The 23,917-nt window shown below is 41.7% G+C and carries 21 protein-coding genes; 9 read left to right on the top strand and 12 right to left on the bottom strand.

Annotation, left to right across the window (positions count from 1 at the left end):
* Positions 1-55: 55 nt before the first annotated feature.
* The 4 genes from lysS to JMW39_RS10580 all read right to left on the bottom strand — a co-directional run bounded on the left by lysS (position 56) and on the right by JMW39_RS10580 (position 4,753).
* The gene (gene lysS, locus JMW39_RS10595) at positions 56-1,600 is read right to left on the bottom strand and encodes a lysine--tRNA ligase (RefSeq protein ID WP_201546434.1); all 1,545 of its coding nucleotides are present in this window, start codon (positions 1,598-1,600) and stop codon (positions 56-58) included.
* A gap of 130 nt (positions 1,601-1,730) precedes the next feature.
* Positions 1,731-2,219 carry a hypothetical protein gene (locus JMW39_RS10590; RefSeq protein ID WP_201546433.1) on the bottom strand — a complete coding sequence of 163 codons (489 nt, stop codon included), beginning with the start codon at positions 2,217-2,219 and terminating at the stop codon, positions 1,731-1,733.
* A 34-nt stretch (positions 2,220-2,253) separates the two neighbouring features.
* Complete coding sequence (gene prfA, locus JMW39_RS10585) at positions 2,254-3,342, bottom strand: peptide chain release factor 1 (RefSeq protein ID WP_201546432.1); 1,089 nt, start codon at positions 3,340-3,342, stop codon at positions 2,254-2,256.
* A gap of 265 nt (positions 3,343-3,607) precedes the next feature.
* On the bottom strand, positions 3,608-4,753 hold the full coding sequence (locus JMW39_RS10580; RefSeq protein ID WP_201546431.1) for a beta-ketoacyl-ACP synthase III: 1,146 nt from the start codon (positions 4,751-4,753) through the stop codon (positions 3,608-3,610).
* 399 nt (positions 4,754-5,152) lie between these two features.
* On the opposite strand from JMW39_RS10580, the gene pnuC reads away from it, so the two are divergent.
* The gene (pnuC, locus tag JMW39_RS10575; RefSeq protein ID WP_201546430.1) at positions 5,153-5,914 is read left to right on the top strand and encodes a nicotinamide riboside transporter PnuC; all 762 of its coding nucleotides are present in this window, start codon (positions 5,153-5,155) and stop codon (positions 5,912-5,914) included.
* Positions 5,865-6,449 carry an AAA family ATPase gene (locus tag JMW39_RS10570; protein WP_201546429.1) on the top strand — a complete coding sequence of 195 codons (585 nt, stop codon included), beginning with the start codon at positions 5,865-5,867 and terminating at the stop codon, positions 6,447-6,449. Before pnuC ends, JMW39_RS10570 begins: the two co-directional genes overlap by 50 nt.
* Before the next feature lie 94 nt (positions 6,450-6,543).
* On the opposite strand, the gene JMW39_RS10565 is transcribed toward JMW39_RS10570, so the two are convergent.
* Positions 6,544-7,227, bottom strand: coding sequence for a DUF421 domain-containing protein (locus tag JMW39_RS10565; protein ID WP_201546428.1), 684 nt, complete (start codon positions 7,225-7,227; stop codon positions 6,544-6,546).
* 102 nt (positions 7,228-7,329) lie between these two features.
* Between JMW39_RS10565 and JMW39_RS10560 the strand changes: the two genes are divergently transcribed.
* Complete coding sequence (locus JMW39_RS10560) at positions 7,330-8,256, top strand: DMT family transporter (RefSeq protein WP_201546427.1); 927 nt, start codon at positions 7,330-7,332, stop codon at positions 8,254-8,256.
* Between the two features lie 178 nt (positions 8,257-8,434).
* Positions 8,435-8,806 (top strand): MliC family protein, encoded by a 372-nt coding sequence (locus tag JMW39_RS10555; RefSeq protein ID WP_201546426.1) that lies wholly within the window; start codon positions 8,435-8,437, stop codon positions 8,804-8,806.
* Between the two features lie 294 nt (positions 8,807-9,100).
* Here the strand turns inward: JMW39_RS10555 and JMW39_RS10550 are convergent, their stop codons facing one another.
* Positions 9,101-9,514: an organic hydroperoxide resistance protein gene (locus JMW39_RS10550; protein ID WP_149489453.1), complete on the bottom strand. Its 414-nt coding sequence runs from the start codon at positions 9,512-9,514 to the stop codon at positions 9,101-9,103.
* A gap of 184 nt (positions 9,515-9,698) precedes the next feature.
* On the opposite strand from JMW39_RS10550, the gene JMW39_RS10545 reads away from it, so the two are divergent.
* Together JMW39_RS10545 and JMW39_RS10540 are read left to right on the top strand one after the other, a co-directional pair.
* Positions 9,699-10,556, top strand: coding sequence for an AraC family transcriptional regulator (locus JMW39_RS10545; protein ID WP_201546425.1), 858 nt, complete (start codon positions 9,699-9,701; stop codon positions 10,554-10,556).
* A 156-nt stretch (positions 10,557-10,712) separates the two neighbouring features.
* Positions 10,713-11,501: a DUF2071 domain-containing protein gene (locus JMW39_RS10540; RefSeq protein ID WP_227679491.1), complete on the top strand. Its 789-nt coding sequence runs from the start codon at positions 10,713-10,715 to the stop codon at positions 11,499-11,501.
* A gap of 28 nt (positions 11,502-11,529) precedes the next feature.
* Here JMW39_RS10540 and JMW39_RS10535 read toward each other — a convergent pair whose 3' ends face one another.
* Complete coding sequence (locus tag JMW39_RS10535) at positions 11,530-12,147, bottom strand: class I SAM-dependent methyltransferase (protein WP_201546424.1); 618 nt, start codon at positions 12,145-12,147, stop codon at positions 11,530-11,532.
* Between the two features lie 230 nt (positions 12,148-12,377).
* Between JMW39_RS10535 and JMW39_RS10530 the strand changes: the two genes are divergently transcribed.
* The 3 genes from JMW39_RS10530 to JMW39_RS10520 all read left to right on the top strand — a co-directional run bounded on the left by JMW39_RS10530 (position 12,378) and on the right by JMW39_RS10520 (position 15,344).
* Positions 12,378-12,713: a hypothetical protein gene (locus JMW39_RS10530; protein ID WP_201546423.1), complete on the top strand. Its 336-nt coding sequence runs from the start codon at positions 12,378-12,380 to the stop codon at positions 12,711-12,713.
* A gap of 522 nt (positions 12,714-13,235) precedes the next feature.
* Positions 13,236-14,648: an aspartate ammonia-lyase gene (locus JMW39_RS10525; RefSeq protein ID WP_201546422.1), complete on the top strand. Its 1,413-nt coding sequence runs from the start codon at positions 13,236-13,238 to the stop codon at positions 14,646-14,648.
* 204 nt (positions 14,649-14,852) lie between these two features.
* Complete coding sequence (locus JMW39_RS10520) at positions 14,853-15,344, top strand: pyridoxamine 5'-phosphate oxidase family protein (protein ID WP_201546421.1); 492 nt, start codon at positions 14,853-14,855, stop codon at positions 15,342-15,344.
* 196 nt (positions 15,345-15,540) lie between these two features.
* Here JMW39_RS10520 and hrpA read toward each other — a convergent pair whose 3' ends face one another.
* The 5 genes from hrpA to JMW39_RS10495 form a co-directional block, all read right to left on the bottom strand.
* Positions 15,541-19,728 (bottom strand): ATP-dependent RNA helicase HrpA, encoded by a 4,188-nt coding sequence (hrpA, locus tag JMW39_RS10515; protein WP_201546482.1) that lies wholly within the window; start codon positions 19,726-19,728, stop codon positions 15,541-15,543.
* Positions 19,729-20,098: 370 nt separating this feature from the next.
* Entirely contained in the window at positions 20,099-20,416 is a 318-nt protein-coding gene (locus JMW39_RS10510; RefSeq protein ID WP_201546420.1) for a hypothetical protein, read from the bottom strand.
* Between the two features lies 1 nt (position 20,417).
* Positions 20,418-21,008, bottom strand: a complete 591-nt coding sequence (locus JMW39_RS10505; RefSeq protein ID WP_201546419.1) for a DUF1543 domain-containing protein — start codon at positions 21,006-21,008, stop codon at positions 20,418-20,420.
* A 90-nt stretch (positions 21,009-21,098) separates the two neighbouring features.
* Positions 21,099-21,887 (bottom strand): metallophosphoesterase family protein, encoded by a 789-nt coding sequence (locus JMW39_RS10500; RefSeq protein ID WP_201546418.1) that lies wholly within the window; start codon positions 21,885-21,887, stop codon positions 21,099-21,101.
* Between the two features lie 121 nt (positions 21,888-22,008).
* Positions 22,009-23,433 (bottom strand): SLC13 family permease, encoded by a 1,425-nt coding sequence (locus JMW39_RS10495; RefSeq protein ID WP_201546417.1) that lies wholly within the window; start codon positions 23,431-23,433, stop codon positions 22,009-22,011.
* Between the last annotated feature and the right edge of the window lie 484 nt (positions 23,434-23,917).

The raw sequence follows: 23,917 nt of genomic DNA, 5'->3' as shown, positions 1-23,917 counted from the left end.
AAGCCTTCTTATTTTCAGTTTAGTCCCAGCGTGGATTTATGGCAAGTAAAGCAGTCTAGCTTTCATGCTTGCGGCGCATGTGCGGGAATAAAATCACATCACGAATACTGGCCGAGTCTGTAAATAGCATCACCAAACGATCGATACCAATACCCTCGCCTGCTGTTGGTGGCAATCCATAAGACAAGGCTTCGATGTACTCTTCATCGAAATGCATCGCTTCATCATCGCCAGCGTCTTTTTCGGCGACTTGGCCATGGAAACGCTCGGCTTGATCGGCAGGATCATTAAGCTCGCTAAAACCATTGGCCAGTTCACGACCACCGATAAATAGCTCAAAGCGATCGGTAATTTCAGGATTGTCATCGTTGCGGCGTGCCAGTGGTGACGTTTCAGCAGGGTATTCTGTGATAAAAGTCGGCTGACGTAGCTGATGCTCAGCGGTTTCTTCAAAGATAATGGTCTGCAATTTGCCCACACCAAAGACGTCTTTTACTTGTTGTCTAAGGGTCGTTGAAGCATATTCTGCAAGATAGTCACGGTCATTAATGCGTGCCATATCGAAATTTTCTGCATACTTAGCAATCGCATTAGACATAGACAGGCGGATAAATGGTGCTTTTAGGCTAATCGCTTCGCCCTGATAAGTCAGCTCAGTCGTGCCCAAGATATCCATCGCTAGCTCATTGAACAAGCGCTCGGTCAAATCCATCAAGTCATGATAGTCAGCATACGCCTGATAAAACTCAATCATAGTAAATTCAGGATTATGGCGAGTTGATACACCTTCATTACGGAAGCTGCGGTTAATCTCAAATACTTTCTCAAAACCACCAACCACAAGGCGTTTCAGATATAGCTCAGGCGCGATACGCAAATATAACGGCATATCCAAAGCGTTATGATGGGTCACAAACGGACGCGCCACCGCACCACCTGGGATAGAATGCATCATCGGCGTTTCAACTTCCATAAAACGCTCATTTAACATAAACTTACGAATACCGCTAATCACTTGACTGCGTATCACAAAAGTATCGCGAGTAGTTTCATTAGTCATCAAATCAAGATGGCGATTACGATAGCGTGCTTCTACATCAGCTAAGCCATGAAACTTATTTGGCATCGGACGTAGCGCTTTCGTCAATAAATGAAACTCTTCAATATGGACATATAAGTCGCCTTTTCCAGAACGACCGATATAACCAGATACACCAACGATATCACCCAAATCTAGTGATTTAATAGTCGCCAATGTCTCTGGATCTAGCTCTTTACGTGCCACATATAACTGAATACGACCTGTCATATCTTGAATGACAATAAACGCCCCACGATTTAGCATCACGCGACCGGCAACGTTTACCTGAGTTTTTTCACCGTTGGCAATTTTATCTTCAATTTCTTGCTTTGAGATACCATCAAAAGCCGTTTGTAAATCCTGAGCGTAATCCGTACGCTTAAAGGTGTTCGGATAAGGTTGTTTACCCGATGCGACGATATCATCCAACTTAGCTTGCAATTGAGCAATCAGCTCGTTAGCATCTTCTGGAACTTGCTCTTGGTTATTTTGCTGATTTTGATTATTAGGCTTTGACATAACACTCTCAAAATTATTAGATAATTAAAGGAATAAACGAAAACTATAAATTTAGAATACAGAATTAAAAATTTCAAATAAGACAGTTGAATAATGATGATGCGTTTTTAAAATTAAAAAAAGTACCGAATCAATCGACACAGATGGCGGGCCGTGTGACGCCTTCTTCAATCGTTTGATAACAGCCAAACGGGCTACTGTCACTGGCGCACTGTCCTAACTGATTTTTAGTACTGGCATCAATAAACTCACCCGTATTTTTACACTTACCTTGGCAGTCGCTACTGTCTTGACAAGCTTTACCTGCATCTGTATAAGAAACCACACACTGATAGCAACCAAGCATTCCTTGCTGTGAAAACGCGCCACCCTTTGCCGTACAGGCTTGTACCATCTCGTTAGGCGGATAAACACAGGCTTGATAAGCAAACGGATCATTTTTATCGTTTGTTGCAGTATCATTTTCTGCACTACTATCGCTCTGCTCTGGCTGTAAGACTGGCGTTGATGAAGGTGTAACGCTACAAGCAGATAACCAAAACGCCATTAACATCGCAATGATGGTCATCGCGAATTTGTCGAATGGTAATAGTAGCGCTGAGCTGGTTATTATATGCATGACGCACGCCTCTCATGGACTTAGCAATTTTTTATTAAGCACCACCAATACTCGCCATCAAGTCTGCTTGGTGTTCACGCAGCAGCGCATCTAGTAACTCATCCATATCGCCTTCCATAATCGCATCAAGCTTATACAACGTCAGGTTGATTCGATGGTCAGTCATGCGACCTTGCGGGAAGTTATAAGTACGGATACGCTCTGAGCGATCACCGCTACCGACCAAGTCGCGACGTATCGAGTCCGCCACATCAACCTGTGCTTGTACTTTTGCTTGTTGGATTTTGGACACCAGCATTTTCATCGCATGCGCACGGTTTTTGTGCTGACTGCGTTCTTGTTGACACTCTACCACGGTACCAGTCGGAATGTGCGTCAAACGTACCGCAGAGTCTGTGGTGTTAACGTGCTGACCACCGGCGCCGCTTGAGCGGAAGGTATCCATTTTAATGTCGGCAGGATTGATATCGACGGTATCATCAATCTCAACCTCTGGCATGACCGCAACCGTACAAGCCGAGGTATGGACGCGGCCTTGGCTTTCGGTCTCAGGGACACGCTGGACGCGGTGAGCGCCCGACTCAAACTTTAAACGACCATAAACACTATTGCCCGACACGCGGGTAATAATTTCTTTATAGCCGCCGTGCTCACCCTCATTAGCCGACAAAATATCTACCGTCCAGCCTTGAGTTTGGGCGTACTTTTGATACATACGGAACAAATCACCAGAGAAAATCGCCGCTTCATCACCGCCTGTTCCTGCCCGAATCTCAAGAAACGCAGGTACTTTATCGTTAGGGTCTTTTGGCAACATCATGACGTTAAGCGCTTCTTCCATCTCTACGATGGTGTCACGCGCACTGTCAATCTCGTCCTGCATCATTTCTTTCATTTCAGGGTCTGAAGCTTCCGCTAGCATCACCTCTGCATCCGCTTGATCCGTTTCTGCACGCACATAGTTCTGCCATAATGTCGTGATATCCATCAAGTCGCTGTGTTCGACGGACAATTCACGGAATTTATTATTATCGCTGATGACACTCGGGTCTGATAATAAGGCGGTGACCTCTTCATAACGGTCTACCATCTGGTCTAAACGCAGGCGTAAGGATTCTTTCATAAAAGGACTTTTTTAAAATGAGTAAAATAAGAGAGTGATTATAGCAAATTTTTGCGCTTAATTTAAAACCTCTAAGCAATCTTGCCATTATATTCACAAACTACTCAATTTATACTCAATTACGCCCACATACCAACCTCTAGTTCTAGTTGCTATAGGCATACAAATGCATAAAGAAGCAAGAAATATAAACAATAAGAATAAAAAAAATAGCTAAGAATTCTCTTAGCTATTTTTATGGTTATAACAGAGCTTTGACTAACTATTAAACCTTACGAACCAGTACCGAACCAATTGAGTAACCTGCACCAAACGAGCAAATAACGCCCAAATCACCAGATTTTAGCGCATCTTTATAGCGATGGAAGACAATCATTGGACTGGCGGAGCTGGTGTTGGCAAATTCAGCTATAACACTTGGCACAATCGCCTTATCGGCATCACGTCCAACTACCGTACGCAAGATTAAATCAAGCATATTGGCATTGGCTTGGTGTAACCACATCATTTTTACGTCAGACGTTGCGATGTCGTTTTCTTGCAGATGCTCAGTGATAATCTCTGAGACTTTTGGACAAACTTCACGGAATACTTTACGACCATTTTGCAAAAACAGCTTGTCGGTAACTGGCTCTTTGATATCGGGATACATCTCAGTCTGCGCCGCTAAGAACTCAGAGCGGTCCATAAAGCCATATTCGTTTTTGATATTGGTTGAAAACTGGGTGAACAACTTGGTGCTTAAAATCTCATAACCTTTTGGCGTATCAAGCTCTTCAACGATAGAAGCCGTTGCCACATCACCAAAGATAAAGTGGCTGTCACGGTTGCGCCAGTTTAGATGCGCTGAGGTAATCTCGACGTTGACTACGGCAACGCGTTTGGCAAGACCCGAGACGATTGAGCCATGTGCTTGCGATAGACCAAAAGTCGCCGCGCTACAAGCCACGTTCATATCATAAGCAAAACCGCCAACCATACCGATTGCATCCTGAATCTCGATAGAAACCGCAGGATAAGTACGCTGAAAATTTGAGCATGCAAGAATGATACCGTCTAAATCATTGGCCTCTAGACCCGCATCTGCTAGCGCATCTTCTAGCGCTGCCGTGCCCATTTCTGCCATGATTGATAGCTCTTCACCCAAATTGCGGTAAGGAATCACAGGCGCCATAATTTCAGGATCTAAGATACCGTCTTTTTCCATCACATAACGGGATTTGATACCAGATACTTTTTCGATAAAGGCCGCTGATGAATGCTCTAGCGCCGTAACCGTTCCTGCTTCAATCGAGTCAGCATGTTTGGCGTTATAATTATCAACATACTGGTTAAATGAATCTACTAGCTCTTCATTACTAATACTATAAGGGGGAATATACAGGCCGGTGCCCGTGATACAAGTCGTCATGATGCGCATCCTTGTCTACTACGATGGTGCTTGAAATAAGCATAAAAGTGGAGAAAAACAACAGTCGTCTAATTTTCGGTGAATAACTGTAAACTTAAAATAAGTGCCTTTATTATGCCTGAATAATATAATTTTTCTAATACTTTGTTACAAATAATCAGCTTCTTAATGAGAATAAGTAAATATTGGCTTCATTTCTCGACAGCTGCGCTATAATCAGCGTTGATTATCAAGGCTTGGTTGCATTATTTTATCCAATATAGATATTTTTGGTTACGACTGTTTTGCTTGCGACTCACCGTCACTAATTGGAATTAATTGCCACTGACTCGTTAAAATTTTATAAACTCGACCGATATTATCTACCTCTTCTTTTTACTTTTTGACTTTGGAACAGTAATGGCAGAACTCCTAAACTGGTTATTCGGGCAATATGCCGACTACCCGACCCTATTTATCGCTTTAGAATTAATCGCGGTTCTATTTGGGGTCAGCAGCGTTTTACTTGCCAGCAAAACCAATATTTTAGTTTTTCCTGTTGGGCTAGTTAGCACCGCTATTTTTGTTTATCTGCTTTGGAAGTGGCAATTATTCGGCGATATGTTTATCAACGCCTATTACAGTATCATGAGTATTTATGGTTGGATAAATTGGACGCAGAATAAGCACAATACAGCAATCAAAAAGCATCAAAATCATATAAACCCAACCAGCCAGCAGCAAGAGGAGCGCGTGCAAAATACGGACGCCCAATATGCCATTGACGTTGAGCATGTAAACAAAAAAGATGTGCCCATACTGAGCGCCCTAGCAGCAGCTACCATCGCTTTTGTCGCCTTGGTATACTACTTTAGACCCGTCATCAATAATAATTTTAGCTTTGATGGCGCTGAGCTTGGTGTGCATTTATTTACATGGGTAGACTATACTGATATGTTGACTACGGCACTTTTTTTGATGGCAATGTGGCTAATGGCAAGGCGCAAGATTGAGCATTGGCTGCTATGGATTGTTGCTGATGCCATTTCAGTACCGCTCTATTTTTATAAAGGTCTTACCTTTACGTCGCTACAATATGTAGTCTTCACTCTTATCGCAATCTGGGCATATTATGAATGGCAACGACGCTACCGCGTTCAATCTCACGCAGCATACGCCTAAATCTGTCATCAAGGTCGCCATACTGGGGGCAGAAAGTACTGGCAAGACCACTTTGTGCCGCGATTTGGCTGCGCATTTTGGCTGTCCTTGGGTTCCAGAGTATATGCGCAGCTATCTGCAAGCGAAATGGGATAATGAGCAGCTGACCTGTACGTGGGATGACTTACTGCCCATCGCACAAGGTCAAATTGAATTGGAAAACGAACTTGCAAAACAAGCTGCGCAAACGTCTAACAACAACCATCATTTATTCTGTGACACCAGTTTATTTGAGCTTATGGTCTACTCCAACTGGTATTATGGCGATTGCCCTAAAGCACTTACCCAAGCAGCATTAGCGCACCATTATGATATGATTTTATTGACCGAAGTGGATATCCCTTGGGTCGCCGATGATTTACGTGATAGTCCGCATCAACGTGAAGACATCAGCGATTATTTTGCCAGCCAATTAACTTTGCATAATAAGTCTTTTCAACGTATCGGTGGTGACAGAGATGAACGGGTTCAACAAGTCGTAAAATTATTAGAGTGATTGTAATTAGATAAAAACGCTTAGGCTATTTAACACAGTTTAACGTCGTTAGATTGTTTAAACAAATATGGTAAAATCCTGCGTCATTCATTAACTATCTAACAATTTTACTATTTAAGGCTTTAGCCCAGTTTTTACAGTCATTCTCACAGCGCTTACATACTTGATTGGGGCTTGAAATAAAATCTACGTAGCCACAATACATACAAGCATAATACACCTCTGGCTCTATCTGCTTGACGGGCTGATACTGCTTAGGGAAAAGCGGCAAGCCATAGCAGGTGTCTTCAGGCGCATATAATAAGATACTAAATTCCCCATCTGTCTCAAGCAAACCAGTGCGCACCTGTCCCAAATGCTCAACCCCTTGCTGGCGCATTTCGGCAAAAAACTCATCATGCGACATTTCGCCCTTTTTTATCTTATCAAGAACCAACATGCTGTCCTCGACAATATAAAGCGCTTTGCCTTCTAATAGATACTCAAAAGATTCAAACTTCATCATCGCCCATGTACATAGACGATAAAGAATAATAACGGTACTCATGATGAGCACCGCTTGGATAATGGGCAAGTCCTCGGTGAACATCGGGTCACCGGCGATAGAGCCAAGTGACAAGATAATCGTCAGCTCAAAGATAGACAGCTGCCGCACGCCGCGCTTACCGGTAAAGCGTAAAAACAAAATAATAAGCGTAAACATTACCGTGACGCGTATGAGTATTTCAGCGGCAAATGCCCATGTGGTGTCATAAACAAAGATACTTGCCCAATCCATGTGTTTTTCCTTATTGTTATTTTTATGCTGGCATCAAAGCTTTGCTGTTTAGAAGTGTTTTATTTTATGCAAAAACTTTGTTAATGATTGTAGGAATTATTTTTGAAAGCCGCCTTATATACGATTATCGCTTTAATAGCCTTTGCCGCCAATTCGTTACTTTGCAGAATGGCACTGGCAGAAGGTGCGATTGATGCCTGGAATTTTACCGCTATCCGCTTGCTCAGCGGCGCTGCATGCCTTGGTCTTATCATGCTGCTGCAGGCGAATTTTTTAAAACGAACCTGTTTAAAACAAAGCAGCCTAAAACAGACGGCTTTACAACAGACGGGCAGTGTTGATAAGAATGTTCTAAAAGAAAAAGGTGATTGGTTGAGTGCTATCAGCTTGGTCATTTATGCCATTTGTTTTTCGGTGGCTTACCAAGCACTTGATACCGGTACGGGTGCGCTTATTTTGTTTTCCGCGGTGCAGCTTACGATGATTGGTTGGGGAATTTATAATAAAGAGCGATTGAATGGCGTGCAGTGGCTAGCGCTTTTGATATCATTGATAGGCTTTATATATTTAATGCTGCCATCTGCGGCCATGCCATCCCTATCTGGGGCGCTTATAATGGCGATAAGCGGTATCGCATGGGGTATCTATAGCATACGTGGCAAAACCTGCGTATCACCTCTCAGAACGACTGGCTTTAATTTTTTAAGGAGCCTAGCTGTGGTGCCTATATTAGCGCTAATCGGTATGAGTTACCTCTCAACCATAAGTATGACGGGTGTCATACTAGCGGTAGCGTCAGGTGCTATAGCCTCTGGCATCGGCTACAGTATTTGGTATGTGGCTATGCCACTATTAAAAACGACCCAATCTGCGGTGATACAGCTTTGTGTTCCCGTACTTGCAGCAATTATGGGCGTGGTGTTTTTGTCTGAGCAGCTTACCTTAGAATTTATTATCGCAAGCTCGGTTATCTTAGGCGCGGTGTTGATATTTATCTTAAATAAAAATCGACCAAAAAAAATGGTTTGATAGCAGATATCTAATAAGCCTCTAGCGATTAAAGCTTGACCAGCCATACTACTCAGTCATAAATCCGCTAGCCGATGTTACTTTCCTAAACTCGAACCACAACACGAAATTACATTTTCTGTTGTATCATACCGCTCAGCGTAAAAAATAAAATTCACACTAAAACTTGAGGGATATTATGAAAAAATTATTAGCAGTAGCACCTTTTGCCGTATTACTAGCTGCTTGTGCAACCAATGCACCAACTACTACTACGCCAACGACCAACACTCAACAAGTAGTTCAGTCATTCACTTGTGAAGACAATGGTCAGGTCACTGCTGCCTATACTGCAGACGGCCAAGCTGCCAACCTAAATGTTACCTTGCCTAAAGTTGGCTTAAACAACGCTAAAGTTAGCATGAAGCAAGCGGTATCAGGTTCTGGCGCTCGTTATGTCAACGACGTGAACCCTAAAACTACTTACGATTGGCACACCAAAGCAGATTATGGCATCATGACCATCAAATCAGATAACGGTCAAGAATACCAAGTTAACTGCCAACTATAATAACCATAAATAACAACTGGTAATTACTTAAGCAAAATCTGTATTTTTACTAAAATCTATTTAAAAAAAGAGCCAGTAGTCAAACTACTGGCTCTTTTTTGTACGCAACTCATTTTTTGTATTTAATAATTTGATTTTAATTATGAAAATTGCATCACTCATTAAAAAGCTGCTTGAATACTTCATGTACCCAAGCAGTTGAAAGTATTATTATTTTTATATTTTTTTATAGTTATTAGATAATTGCTATTCGGTAATAGCTATCAGTTAATACTTAGTCAGTATCAATTCTGCTTAAACAACCGTCACATGCAAACGTGCATCGACATTACCGCGAGTGGCATTGGAGTACGGGCAGACTTGATGAGCAGCTTCAATAAGCGTTTGCGCTTGTGCTTCATCGATACCAGAAACCTCAACGTACAAATCTATATCTAAGTTATAGCTGCCATCGGCCTTCATACCAATACCAACTTGGGTCGAGGTTTTTGAAGCAGTGATAGGCAGTTTCATTTGCTGCGCCGTCATATTTAAAGCGCTATCAAAACAAGCCGCGTAACCCATGGCAAAAAGCTGTTCTGGATTGACCCCTTCTTTATCTTGCTCTTGAAAAGAAACCAAATCAAAACCTAATGAACCATCGTCAAGACCGGTATGACCAGAACGACCGCCCGTTGCAGTGGCGCGAGTTTTATAAAATATTTTCATTATCTATTCCTTATGGTGTTTTATTTAAAAAAAATTTGATTAAATCAGTAATGAGGCTGCATTAGTCTCAATAAGGCTAGTATAAGAGTCAGCGATACAATCTGTTAGAACATAGCTACAAACGTCTTGCCCAATCCTACAAATATCTATAGTATCGAGCAATTGAATAAAATAAGAAAACCTAATGAACCAATCAACCATTGAGCAACTACTGTCGATATTGCCTAGAAACAAAACCATCGAATCTGCTATTCCAGGTTTGTTTTTTTACTGTGCTGATAAACCCAGTAAAGCCGTTAGCTATATTCAAGAACCTAGTATCTGCATCGTTTTACAAGGTGCGCGCGAGATTTATTTGGGTGCCGACTGCCAAAGGTTCGATAAGAGTAATCTAATGTTTTGCCCAGTTAATATCCCTTTAAGCATGCACATAAAGCATGCTTCGATAGAGCGTCCGGTCATCGTGCTATCTATGAAATTAAACCTTGCCATGATTAGTGAGGTTTTAGTAAAAACACCGCCTAAACAACCTAACGCTGAAGGTCATTTAGGAATAAAGTGGCAATTAGACAGTACTATAATGGCGGCGTTTGAGCGTCTTATACACTTGCTTGATTGTCCAAACAATATTGATTTTCTGGCTTCATTAATTCAGCAAGAAATTTACTATCGTCTGCTTATAGCAGAGCAAGGCAATAAATTGCGCCAATTGGTAGTCAATGGCAGCCATACGCACCGTATTAGCAAAGCTACCGATTGGATAAAGACGCATTTAAGTGAGGCAATTGTCATAGAAGAATTGGCCAGTCGCTGCGGCATGAGTGTCTCAGGGTTCCACCATCATTTTAAAGAAATTACTCAGTTAAGCCCGCTACAGTATCAAAAGAGTCTACGTTTAATGGAAGCAAGACGACTGATTCAAGCAAATGACACTCAAATTGCCCAAATCGCCATGCAAGTCGGTTATGAAAGCCCAAGTCAGTTTAGCCGAGAATATAAACGGTTATTTGGCATCAGTCCGAGCGGTGAATTGCATACCTAAAATTAATTACTTATGATTAAATACTTGGAATTAAACAATTGGAATGAATCACCAGCTCATCCTTTATACCCATGAATACAAGCATTAACTGTATTATCAAAACTGACAATCACGTTTATGAATTAATGCCTAAATTCATGTTTATAAGGAAGTATCGTGCAAGAACTACGACGTTTTAAGGATTATTTACATGACAGACCTAAGCCGACCGGTATCGACGTTGTTTGCGGCTTAAAGCATTTTTCTATTATTACCTATGCAGTGCCAACAGAAAGGTTTGAGGGAATATTTCCTGCTAGGTTTAAGCTTGACACAGTGATGGTAGATGGTGAAGAAAAAGGTTTAATTTCTGTCGTACCCTTTATCGATGTTGATTTCACTTCTGCGGTTTATCCTTTTCCAACCTTCACAATGGGACAGACCAACTACCGTATTTATATCATCGATACAGAAACGGGTGAGCGCTGTGTGTGGTTTCTGGGCACGACTTTAGATTCTTGGACATTGGCAGTGCCAAGATACTTATGGAGCCTACCTTGGCATAGTGCGAAGATAACTTTTGATTGTCAATTTGATGACGCAACTGGCAGGTATGTAAGGTATTCTGTTAACGCTGAATCAGAATGGGCAGCGGCGTCGGTATCTCTTGCACAAAATACAGTGGATAATTTCTCATTCCCGGGCTTCCCTGATACCGAATCGGCGCTTGTTTATTTGACCCATCCGCTAGCAGGCTTTTATCATCGCCGTGATGGCAAGCTTGGTACTTATCGAGTTTGGCATAAAAGACTTGAAGTTCAGCCAGCGTCTTTGATTGCTGCCAATTTTAAGCTGTTGTCAGACTCAGGCATTGTCACGCTATCAGAGCAAAATCACCCTTATAGCGTGCTCATTGAACCATTAAATACATTTACTATTTATCTGCCGCCAAAGATTGTTGAATGATTGAAAAATTAGATAGTTGAATAATTGATTAACTCAATAATTCACTATTTGTTTTTTTGGCGATAAACTGTACCACTGCACTCAAACCTTGATGGCGCTTACCTTCAGAAATCATGCGCTGCTTTTCCACACCCGTTATTTCTTCGAGGTCTGCCAACTCGCTACGCAAGACTGCTAACGAACCAAAGCGCTCTTTTTGCGTAGCCGGCGGACCACCGATTGCCTCCATGGTCAGTTGCTGCTCTGTATAAGCTTCAAGGATAAACACACCATTTGGCTTGAGCGCCGGTACAATCTGTGCATAAACGCGCTGGCGTACTTCTTTTGGCAAATGCGCCCAGATAGAAACAATACCATCCCACTGTGCTTCACCAAACTCATAGTCGGCTAAATCGGCAACTTGAGTGATGATATCAACGCCTCTATCTCTCGCTAGCTGTAGTGCTTTGTTTAAACCCACATCAGATAAGTCCATGGCAGTCACTTGGTATCCTTGCTCCGCCAAAAACACCGCATTCCTACCTTCACCTTCAGCCAAACATAAAACGCTGCCACCTATCGGTATTTTTGAAAATTCATTTTTTAAAAAATCATTAGGTTTTGTACCAAAGACATACTCTGCTTCGTCATAGCGCTCGTTCCACATATTTTAATCCTTCTTTATCTATTTTTGCTTAGGCTATTTTTAAATTATTTATAGGCTTAGTGATTAAACTTGCGGTTAACGCAGAAAATCATTGACTTCACTCATATATTCATAATATAACATATATAAATATATTCACTATATTGCATATATTTTGACGCTCTTCAACCTACTAGCGCGCCTTTAATAAAACGTCAAATCACAAGCAGTTTTTTTGGGGAGGAAGTCACATGATTCGTTTCAGCTATACTCTCAAATGTTGGGCTTTGGGTATTACCTATTACTTGGGGTTTTACTTCATAGTCCTCTCAAGCAATCCTGACTTCGCAAAATATCTCTATATTTTGGCTATCAGTACGCTACTCTTCCCGATTGCCAAACGTGCAGTTGATGTCGTCACCGATTTTATCGCGCCCCACACCATTATCTTTAATGGCTTATTATCATCATTGCTAATCAATATTGTGATTTGGGTTTTGACACCATTTATCGTCGCCTTGACGCTTATCGCCTTGTTGTTTTATGGCATGGGTGTGGTGACAGAAAATATAAGAGCCAAACCTTAAGCTCAATCATAAATATGAATATTTGGCGTAATTATTAAAGCAAAGACAGAATCAATTGTCTTTGCTTTTTAACTTATGAGATATAAGGTGCAACGCCTTGTCGCTTTACTCATCTAAACATAGTACAGTAGATGTCTGTTTATATTCTCAATTGTGCTGATATCATCACTACTTATCATTTTATCATTGCTAATCACTTATCCTATCTATATGTCTTACTTGATTGATTTTAGCAGACTTGAATTAAGGGTGAAACTTCGGTCAGCCTTGAATGGCAATCAGACGTATTAGCCAGCCAATTTGTATGATCGAAAACATTTATCACCAGCCATTTATCATATAAACTTTTTTGTTTTAATATGCATCGTGCAATAAATATTCATTATTAATCACCTTATAAAAGGCTTATGCTTGAATGTTGATTGTATTGATTTACCAATGTGATGCAACTACTGTCATTTTAATAAATGACGGTCTCACTGCGTCTTAATCAGGGCTTTTTATTGAAAGGAATTTTATTGAATGACTACTGCTACTCGCCAAGAACATGACCTACTCGGCTATCGTGACGTTCCCGCTGATGCTTACTACGGCATACAAACCTTACGTGCTTTTGAAAACTTCACCGTCAGTGGTGTGCGCTTAAATCAGTTTTCTACCTTCATTCGTGCTTTTTCCACCGTTAAAAAGGCGGCGGCTATTGCCAATAATAAAGTAGGCGTCCTCAATGATACGGTTAAGGATGCTATCACTGCAGCGTGTGACGACTTAATCGATAATAAATATCACGACCAATTTATCGTTGATATGTTCCAAGGCGGCGCAGGTACATCAACCAATATGAATGCCAATGAGGTGATAGCCAACCGAGCCCTAGAAATCCTCGGCTACGATAAAGGCGATTATCAACACGTGCATCCGAATAACGATGTCAACCTGTCACAATCGACCAACGACGCCTACCCTACGGCGATGAATGTCGCTTTGGATGATTACTGCGTACGCTTATTAGATAAGATGGCAATATTACATACCAGCCTTAAGAAAAAAAGCGTTGAGCTTGCTGATCAATTAAAAATGGGTCGCACGCATTTACAAGACGCGGTACCTATGACTGCAGGTCAAGAGTTTAATGCCTTTGCAACCATGATCAAAAAAGAGATGGATCGTATCGAATCTACTCGTGCGCTATTTCATGAAATCAATATGGGCGGTACGGCGATTGGTACGGGTTTGAATGCCCCAGCTGGCTATTCGGAAGAGGTTGCCAAGAGCTTATCAGAGCTGACTGGCAGACCTTATTATATCGCTGAAGACTTGATTGAAGCCACGCAAGACACCAGTGCTTATGTTGCACTGTCTGGCAACTTGCGTCTTTTTGCTGCCCGTTTATCTAAGATTGCCCATGATTTACGTTTGCAATCTTCTGGTCCGCGTGCCGGTTTGGCGCAATATCGCTTGCCTGAAATGCAGCCTGGTAGCTCAATTATGCCCGGTAAAGTAAACCCAGTTATTCCAGAAGTGGTGAACCAAGCTTGCTTCCATGTGATGGGTATCGATCATACCATCGCTATGGCGTCAGAAAATGGTCAGCTACAGCTAAACGTTTTTGAGCCAGTGATTGCTTTTAACTTGTTTACCGGCATGAGCATGCTGGCCAATATCTGTGAGATGTTTGCCACTCGCTGTATCGATGGTCTGATGATGAATAATGAGGCGTGTAGCGTCGAGGTATTCAATAATATCGGGCTGGTCACTGCGCTAAACCCACATCTTGGTTATGACGCGTCTTCTTTTGTTGCGAGAAGAGCACAAGAGACTGGTGGTAGTGTGTATGACATCGTATTAGAAGAAAAACTGATGGATAAAGAGACGCTAGATGACATCTTGTCTCCTGCCAATATGGTTTATCCAAAAGTTAGAGCCTTACTATAATTTGGCTTTAGCTGAATAAAAAGGCTGGGTTAGCGATTGCTAATCTGGCCTTTTTTTCTATTTAGGATTTAAGTTTGTGTAGGGTGCGCTTAGCGTATTAATGAGAGAGATATCATATAAAAATCGTACGTACAATACATGTTACTTGCACTTTTTATTTTTTAATCTTAGTATCATTTAACAAAACAAATGGAACTAATAAAAATGGATATAGATCTAATCAATTGGAATACAATCAAAAAAGTCTTTGCTAAGGCTCAAAAATCGAATATGCATGCAAATATTGCCAGTGTTTCTAAGAATGGAATGCCAAATATTACTCCGATAGGAACTGTCTTTCTAAATGAAGATGGGACAGGATTTCTATTCGATTCTTTTTCTGAACAATTAGCAGAAAACTTAAGACAAAACAATAATGTTTGTATTAGCGCAGTCAACTCAAGCAAGTGTTTTTGGTTATCATCTTTTATCAAAGGGCAATTCGACGATTACCCAGGTGTAAGACTATACGCTAAATTAGGAGAACTAAGACCTGCTAAGAATGAAGAGAAATTGCGAGTAAACACTCGAATTCAATCTTTAAAATGGACAAAAGGAAGTCAGTTAATTTGGTCTGACTTTACTAATGTAAGAGAGTTTAAAGTTGATGATTACCGCTGGATTAAATATCCTAGTATGATGGATAAATTGGTATAAACTCTGGTAACTACCTTTGATAATCATAAACACTGGATAAAACTTTTTAAATATGATAAATAAAAATATTTTTGCCTTAGGTTGACGCACTCAAACAATAGTTTACGTAGGGTGTGCCTAGCGCACCGATAAGAAATGCATCTCATGAAAATGGTGCGCTAGGCGTACCCTACACACTATAAGATAAAATCCCATCTTAACTCATCTTATCCCACATCTTGCTTAGACGCTTTGGTGATACCGCCATGCGGGTTTTCATCGGTTGCGCGAAGAGTTGAATGCGATATTCCTCCACCATCCAGCGGTAGTCACTGATGGCTTTATCATTGGCACGATTTGCCAGCCGCTCCATATGCTCATCAAGGGCATAGACACCGTCGAGGTCGGATTCAATATTATGCTCAAGGCGTTCGATACGAATCTCTAATGCCTCCAAATAGCGCGGATACTGCTGCCAATGGCTATAATCCATGCGATAAACAAAATCAGCCAACTGCAAATCCCCTAGCTGGTCTTCGATATCTTCGATAGACTCGCCAAATATCTCACGATCAAGCATCAATAAACTTTGGCGAATACGTTGCCAGCGCGTATAGACATTTTTAAGCGTTTTTATCACACTTTGACCGGTCAATAGGAAGTTTCCCGCCACCACTTCCAAGGTTTTTTCATACTCTTCTGGTGTAAAGGGCAATTCTTCTGCAAGCGCCACAGCACTATCATCAGCACTTTCAGGTAAATCAGCACTATGATCAAATAACACGTAATGCTCTTCAAGCGCTGCATCCAATGCTGCATCGATAACGATGGTTTTCAGCTTTTCCATATCCCCGAGTGGCGCAAACGCCAATTTGAATATCTTATCGATTTGGCTAGTGAGCTGTTTTTTCTTCGCGCCAAGTTTACCTTTAATCAGGGTCAAAACCCCGATACGGTGCGCCTGCAACGCTGCATTCACATCAGTATATTGATGAATCGATACCGCTTCGCCTGACGCGTCGGCAACCAAGGCAGCAAACTGCTTCATCACCACGCCTGCGCTATGATGGTTTTTGCTAAAGGCAAAATGCTCAGGGAATTCGGTGTGCGTTCCCTGCTGCTCATTCACCGCTTGTCTGGTTTCACTAGCATGGCGAATTTGCAGCGTTTGCAGGTCGCGACCTTTTTCGATAATGCGGTTTTTGTCATCGACCACGCAGATTTGCGGCTGCAAATAGCGATCAATACTAGCAGGATTAAAGCTATCTGGCGTCACTGACATAATGCCGCGACGATTTAATGCTTGGCATAGCTGCTTAAGCAAGCCTTGACCACCAGAGGGCTGCAATTCATCAAACAAGCTATCGGCCGTGTCGGGAATCGGTACGATTTGACGGCGAATATCCTTGGGCAATGACTTGAGCAATTGCAATACCAGCTCATAGCGCCAACCGGGTACGCCCCACAATAGCTCGATCGCATCAAGCTGCGGTAGCGCTACCAGTGGTACGCGAATGGTTACGCCATCATCATCGCTCGAGGGATCAAAGACATAGCGCAGCGGTAATTTTAAATCGCCCAATTTCCAAACTTCTGGGAAATCGCCTGTCGTTGGCGCTTGGCTATTAAGCACATCATCATCGGTAAAGAATAAATATTTAGCATCGGTTTTTTCCACTTCGGCACGCCAATCCTCAAACGCTTTGCGACTGGCAATATGCTCGGGAATTTTTTTATCATAAAACTGATACAGCGCTTCTTCATCGACCAATAAATCACGACGACGCAATTTATCTTCGATGCGTTCAATATCAGCGATTTTATCCATATTATGCTGTAAAAATGGCGCTTGCCGACCTAAATTACCGGTCACCAAACCATCACGGATGAAGATTTCTCGCGACTCAGCCAAGTTCACTTGCTCATAGTTGGTCAGCTGTTTACTAATAATAATCAGACCAAATAAGCTAATCTGTGCGTATGCTTTGACTCGACCCGTCTTTTTCGACCAATGCGGCTCAAAGTAGTGATATTTTAATAAGTCGCCTGCCGCTGAGATAATCCATTCTGGTTCAATCTTAGCAACGGTACGCATAAAGACTTGCGATGTTTCCACCACTTCAAAGGCCATGACCCAAGGCGGCACTTGTTTAAACACCGTACTCGCGGGGAAGATTTTGGCTTTCTGTTGGCGAGCCGCTAAGTATTCACCACGATTTTCGGTTTTATGAGCAATCGTAGATAACAAACCTGTCAATAGCGCGCGATGTAAATTGGCATATTTAACGGCTTTGAGTTCTTCATCTTCAATCCCGGTAGGGTCGCTAGTAGTATTCTCTAATGAAGTATTTTTATCATTACCTTTATCAGTAGTTTGTACATCTTTAACATCGGTCAGCTTCAGCTCAGTAACCATTTGTACTAGCTGGCGATGGGTTTGGCTCCATTCGCGGACACGCGGGAAGCTCAGATAGTTTTTCTTGGTAAAATTCTTACGCTGATTACCAGACAACTTGTTGCCGTCTTCATCTTTTTCGAACAGCGCTTTCCACAGGCTCAGATAGAATAAAAAGTCAGAGTCATCTTGACGAAACTCAGCATGCTTTTGATCCGCTTGCTGGCGCTTATTTACTGGACGCTCGCGTGGATCTTGGACGGCAAGCGCAGCGACAACGATGAGCATTTCACGGATACAATCAAAGTCAGAACCAGCAACCAACATACGTGCTAGCCTTGGATCAATGGGCATACGTGCCATCTTTTGACCAGTCGCTGTCAGAACCAGATGATCAAGACCTTTTTTGGGCTTGGTAGTTTGCTTAGTGGTAGTTACTTCATTTTTAGAGGTAATCGCGCCTAACTCATCAAGCAATTTATGCCCATCAGTGACCAAACGGCTATCGGGCGGCTCAATAAAGGCAAAGTCATCGACACTGCCTAAACGCAGATTGGCCATCTGTAAAATAACGGATGCAAGATTGGTACGTAAAATCTCAGGTTCTGTAAACTCAGGACGACCAGTAAAATCCTCTTCGCTATAAAGGCGAATACAAACGCCAGGTGCGACACGACCACAACGCCCTTTACGCTGATTGGCAGCGGCTTGTGAGATAGCTTCAATCGGTAAACGCTGTACGCGCGAGCGATAAGAATAGCGTGATATCCGCGCAAATCCTAAGTCAATCACATAACGAATGCCAGGTACGGTCAGTGCAGTTTCAGCAACGTTGGTCGCGATAACGATACGCCGACCACGACCTGAAGGCTGAAAGATGCGCTGCTGCTCTTCGTAAGTTTGCCGTGCAAATAGCGGCAATATTTCGGTGTGTTTCGGCCCATGACGCTCAAGTACCTCTTGCAGCTCACGAATCTCTGCTTCGGTCGCGGCAAATATTAAAATATCCGCTTGGTCAGCATGACCTTTATTCTGTGCATCGCTAAAGCACTCTTCGACTGCCGCAACCACAGCACGTGGCAGATTCTCTTCAAAATCGTCGTAGCTATCATCATCAGAGCTGTTTACTGGCTCATCGGTTAATGGACGATAACGGACTTCAACGGGGAAACTACGCCCTTCGACATTAAAAATCGGCGCAGGTACGTTGCGTTTTAGCTTATTATCATAACGGCTAAAGTATTCGCTAAAACGCTTGGTATCAAGCGTTGCAGAGGTAATTATGACTTTTAAATCAGGGCGCTTGGGCAGTAGTTTTTTTAGATAGCCCATAATAAAGTCAATATTTAAGCTACGCTCATGAGCTTCATCAATAATAATGGTGTCGTATTTACTTAAAAAACGATCATGCCCCAATTCAGCCAGAAGAATACCATCAGTCATGAGCTTCACGACGGATTGCGCGGTGCCTTGTTCATTAAAACGAATCTTGAAACTGACGGTATTACCGAGTTGCTCACCCAATTCTTCAGCGATACGGTTTGCCACACTTCTAGCAGCCAGTCGTCTTGGCTGTGTATGCCCTATTTGTCCTGTAATACCGCGACCTGCCAGCATTGCTAATTTCGGTAATTGGGTGGTTTTACCAGAGCCGGTCTCACCTGCGACGATAATCACTTGGTTGTCAATAATACCTTGAATTAAATCATCAGCACGTTGACTCACGGGCAAATCAAGATTTAGTTTTTCTGCCAGTTTGTCTGGGATACTATCCATACGTGCCTGCACCGCTTGCTGTGAGCGGGTTTTTATCTTGTCATACTGCGCACGTTTTTTAGCGAGCTCATCCTCTGCTTTACTATCAGAAACTTTCTTATCTCTCTTACTGTTAGCCACAACGGCACGCGCCAGCTCACGCTCTAAGCGGCTAAGAAAATAACTGTCTTTAGCTAAAACTGGTAAATCAGCGGCAACCTTAGCGTGCGAAGATGCGTTATCGCTGTTTATCATGATATTTGAGTCATCATTACTTGGGTTGGCAGCTTTACTTGATCTATTAGAGCTGATGTCATTGCAGCTAAGGGGATTGGAGCTTAATTCGTTGGTTATATTTTCAGTAGGAGTTTCTGCGACATTCTTAGAAGTATTGGGCATATTTGCTTAGGCTATTTATTATTTGGAAGTGGTTAGATTATGGGGGTAATTTGAGCATGATTCAAGATGGTTATAGTGCCTAGTTGACACATTGAAATCTTTTAGCGGTTTTGAGAGCCCTAGCTTTGATGGCATCCATAATGTAATAGTTTTTTTATGCCCATGGTTAAACCATCAATCCATCAAGCACGCCCTAAAACTAATGAAAACGGCCTAAAGAGTAAAATTAAGCGTTACTGGTATAAATGAGCTGTCGACTAGTAGCAGCTCCCGTAAAGAAGGTATGCAGCTTTTGCAGTGACAGCATAGGAAAAGGCAGGTGCAACGAAAGTATTAATCTCTCAAACGTGACCAACTCATCAGCTAATGACTTAGCGACATCAGGCTGAATCTGCGAATTTTCATAAAGGTTATCAATTAACCACGTCAATTGTGGAAAATTGGCATTATTGTAGACCTGATAAAGAGTGGTCAATAGCTCATCAGGTATCTGGCAACGCATTTTACGAATGATGCCATTTTTATAGTACATATCTAAAGCCATATTATGCTAATTTCCTTAAATTCTTGATACTGAGATAACCAACGTACTCTTTATCATCAGCATTCACAAGCTCATGACTCTCATTAGTAATCGGCTCAATTAACAGCTGAATATTTGAGATAAGGTCATTGATGTTGTATATATCATCGATATCCACCGCAAACTTATCATCAATATGCGAGGCGGCATTAAAAGGCGACTCTTTATCTTTATAAGTAAACGCTTTATAAAACTCGCTCTGCTTTGCTTGCTTAATGGCGTCCGCTTGAGTAGCAGCAACAGTAAGCAGTTTGTAATGAAATTCCTCAAAACTGCCGCGCTGATAACCACCTAAATTGATAAAGAATAACTTTAAATCGTTGGCACTCTCCGCTTGGCTACTTGATTCGACCAATTTAATCGCATAATTATCAACTTTACTAATCGCTCGATACGAGTCAATGTGCCATTTATTTTTGACTTCAGGCCAATGCTGATTGATATCGTCTACCAGCTCACTCACTTGATTGGCTATACCAAAGAAAATATCGTGCTGTTCGATCAAACGACCTTTAGGGCGACCACCGAGTTGAACCATAAATAGCGTTGGCATGTTATTTAGTCCTTATTAGATATATAGGAATTATAGTTACCACAATCAATATTATCAGCTTGATCTAAAGACACTTTGACTATTTTCCAGTTACAATACCCGCCCTGTCCTTAATGCAAATGCCCAATCTTCACGACCATTTGCTAACGCCAATTTAGCCGCTGCTTCATAATCGTAAGGCACTCTAATATGCTCAGTTTGCCACTGTTTACCTTGTTTATTTTCAACACATTTAATAAGAGCGTAATTGGCATAGGGCGAATAAGTCTGCATTTTATGCACGATGGGTAAATCATCTGTATAAGCGGGATAGCCAACGCTACCTGTATTAATAACAATTTGTCCTGTAGATAGCATTACCGTACGCGGAATATGAGTATGGCCACATACGATAACTGGACTGTCGATACCGTTGAGCAATGCTAAAATATCTGCGTTATTACGCAACGTCGGCTGCCCTGTTTCGATATTTTCTAATAGATATACCATGTCGTCGGCTGGTGACCCATGGCACAGATATATATCTTCATTCAAATTATAATCAAAAGGCAAGTTCTGCATCCATCTTATCGCCATTTCAGGCAAATCTTTTATAACGAAAGTCAGCGTAGAATTGTCTTTCATCTCTACTGTCGTAGCTTCATAAATCTGTCTATCTTGATTACCACGAATAGTAATAATATCGCCTTGATATTTAGTTAAAAGCTCATACGTGGCTTTAGGTGCAATCGGCCCATATAGAATATCGCCGAGATTAATAACTTGATCAATATCTCGATGTTTGATATCAGCAAGCACAGCTTCAAGTGCAAAGACATTACTATGAATGTCTGAGATAGCCGCAATAGTGTTGAATTGTTGATTATTAGAGTGCACCATCCTGTTTTTCTTCCTCACAAATTACTATGTTGTACAACGACTAAGAATAAAAAGAAATAAAAAACCCGATATTTAAGCTTAAGTATCGGGTTTCATCTAGACGAATAAATTACGGCTTAAACTATAGTAAGAAAAAATACGCCCATAAACCTACTACGAACGTAGCAATGATATTAAGTATGACACCAACTCGTATCATCTCTGTTTGCTTAATCAGACCCGTACCAAAGACAATCGCGTTTGGCGGAGTCGCAACCGGTAGCATAAAGGCACAAGAAGCACCGATACCGATGATCATCACTAGTACTGCAGGTGGCAGACCCATTTGCTCTGCAATGGCAGCAAAGACAGGTACTAACAAAGCTGCAGAAGCGGTATTAGAGGCAAACTCCGTTAGGAAGATAATAAATGCCGAAACTGCCAGTACAACTATGATAATTGGTGCTGATGCAAGTCCGTTAGCAACGGTTTGACCCAAAACCAAAGATGCCCCTGAAACCTTTAAAACGGTTGAGAGTGCAATACCGCCACCAAACAACATGAGTACACCCCAGTCGGTATTGTCAGACACTTGCTTCCATGAAACTAAACCTAAGCTAACCACTGCTGATGCTGCTAACAATGCGACAATAGAGTCAATATCTTCGACATTCAGTGCTGCACCGATTTGCTTAGAAAGTATCCAGCTTAGTGCGGTGACGATAAAGACAATAATCGTCAGCACACGTGGCTTATTCCATGCAATAGCCTCATCATCTTCATTAAGCGTGACCTGACGATTAAGATTAGGCTTAAGGAATAAATACATTGCACCCAATAATAATGGCAACAGCACCAGCATCATCGGAATACCAAACTTCATCCAATCGACAAAAGCGATATCAAGCGCTTTGGCGGCAATCGCATTGGGCGGCGAACCAACAATCGTACCCAAACCACCGAGACTCGCTGAATAAGCGATACCTAATAGCACAAATACAAAAGTGCCACGGTCTTTTTCACGATCAACCTGCGTTAGAATACCAAGCGCCAATGGCAGCATCATCGCTGCAGTAGCCGTATTCGATATCCACATCGATAAGAACGCTGTGACCCCAAATATTAAGAATACCGCGTTTCTAAGATTGCCGCCTGACATTGACAGAATCTTGAGCGCAATTTTTCTATCTAACTGCTGTACATGCAGTGCTGCCGCCAATGCAAAACCACCAAAGAACAAATAAATAATTGGGTTGGCAAAGCTCTGTAAGCCGATTGCAGCATCGAAGTCAGGCAAACCAATAAGTGCCCCTATGACCACAACCAATATCGCTGTAATGGTCACATGCACCGCTTCCGTCAACCATAACACGCCAATAAAGAACAACATCGCGAGGCCTTTATTGGCACTTATATCGTACGGTAACACATTATAAATAGTCATACTGATAATTGCCGCAATAGCGACCACTATCAACCCTTTACCGGTACCCTTTGGAAAGGTGTCGGTAAATAAATACTCATTGCCATCATCAGGAAGATGGCTATCTAACTTTTGCTCTGACATAAAATGTCCTTATTTTCCCCAAAGACAGTATAAAAAGACTCTAAAATAAAAGCATATTTTAGCGATTTACCATTAATTAACCGGTAACCGCAAAAAATACGCCGTCATCATAGCAGATATATACCAAAAAACTGATTTAACGATGCTGTTATTAAATTTGCAATAAACATGGTCATAGCAAAGTAAAAAACTGGCTTCAATATATTCTCATAAAACCATATTAAACAATCCTTTAGCGATATAAATTTTACTAACTTGCCATACGCTTTTGAATCATCTGTATCTAAACAATCATTTTTTATGAAATATCAATCCTTGTGATGTATCGTTACACATCGTCACTAAACAAGCGTACACCGTGTATGTACAAGCGTACAGTGCTATCTCATACTAAATGAGTGAATTAAAATTAAAAGCCAATAAACTTACCTACTATATTTTTAAAAATTTTTATTGGACATTGATAAAAACAAATAGGAGTATT

The sequence above is a fragment of the Psychrobacter immobilis genome (assembly GCF_904846175.1).
In the GTDB taxonomy this organism is placed as follows: domain Bacteria; phylum Pseudomonadota; class Gammaproteobacteria; order Pseudomonadales; family Moraxellaceae; genus Psychrobacter; species Psychrobacter immobilis_E.
Note: the sequence above shows the minus strand (reverse complement) of the source record. Positions and strands in the feature narration are given on the sequence as shown.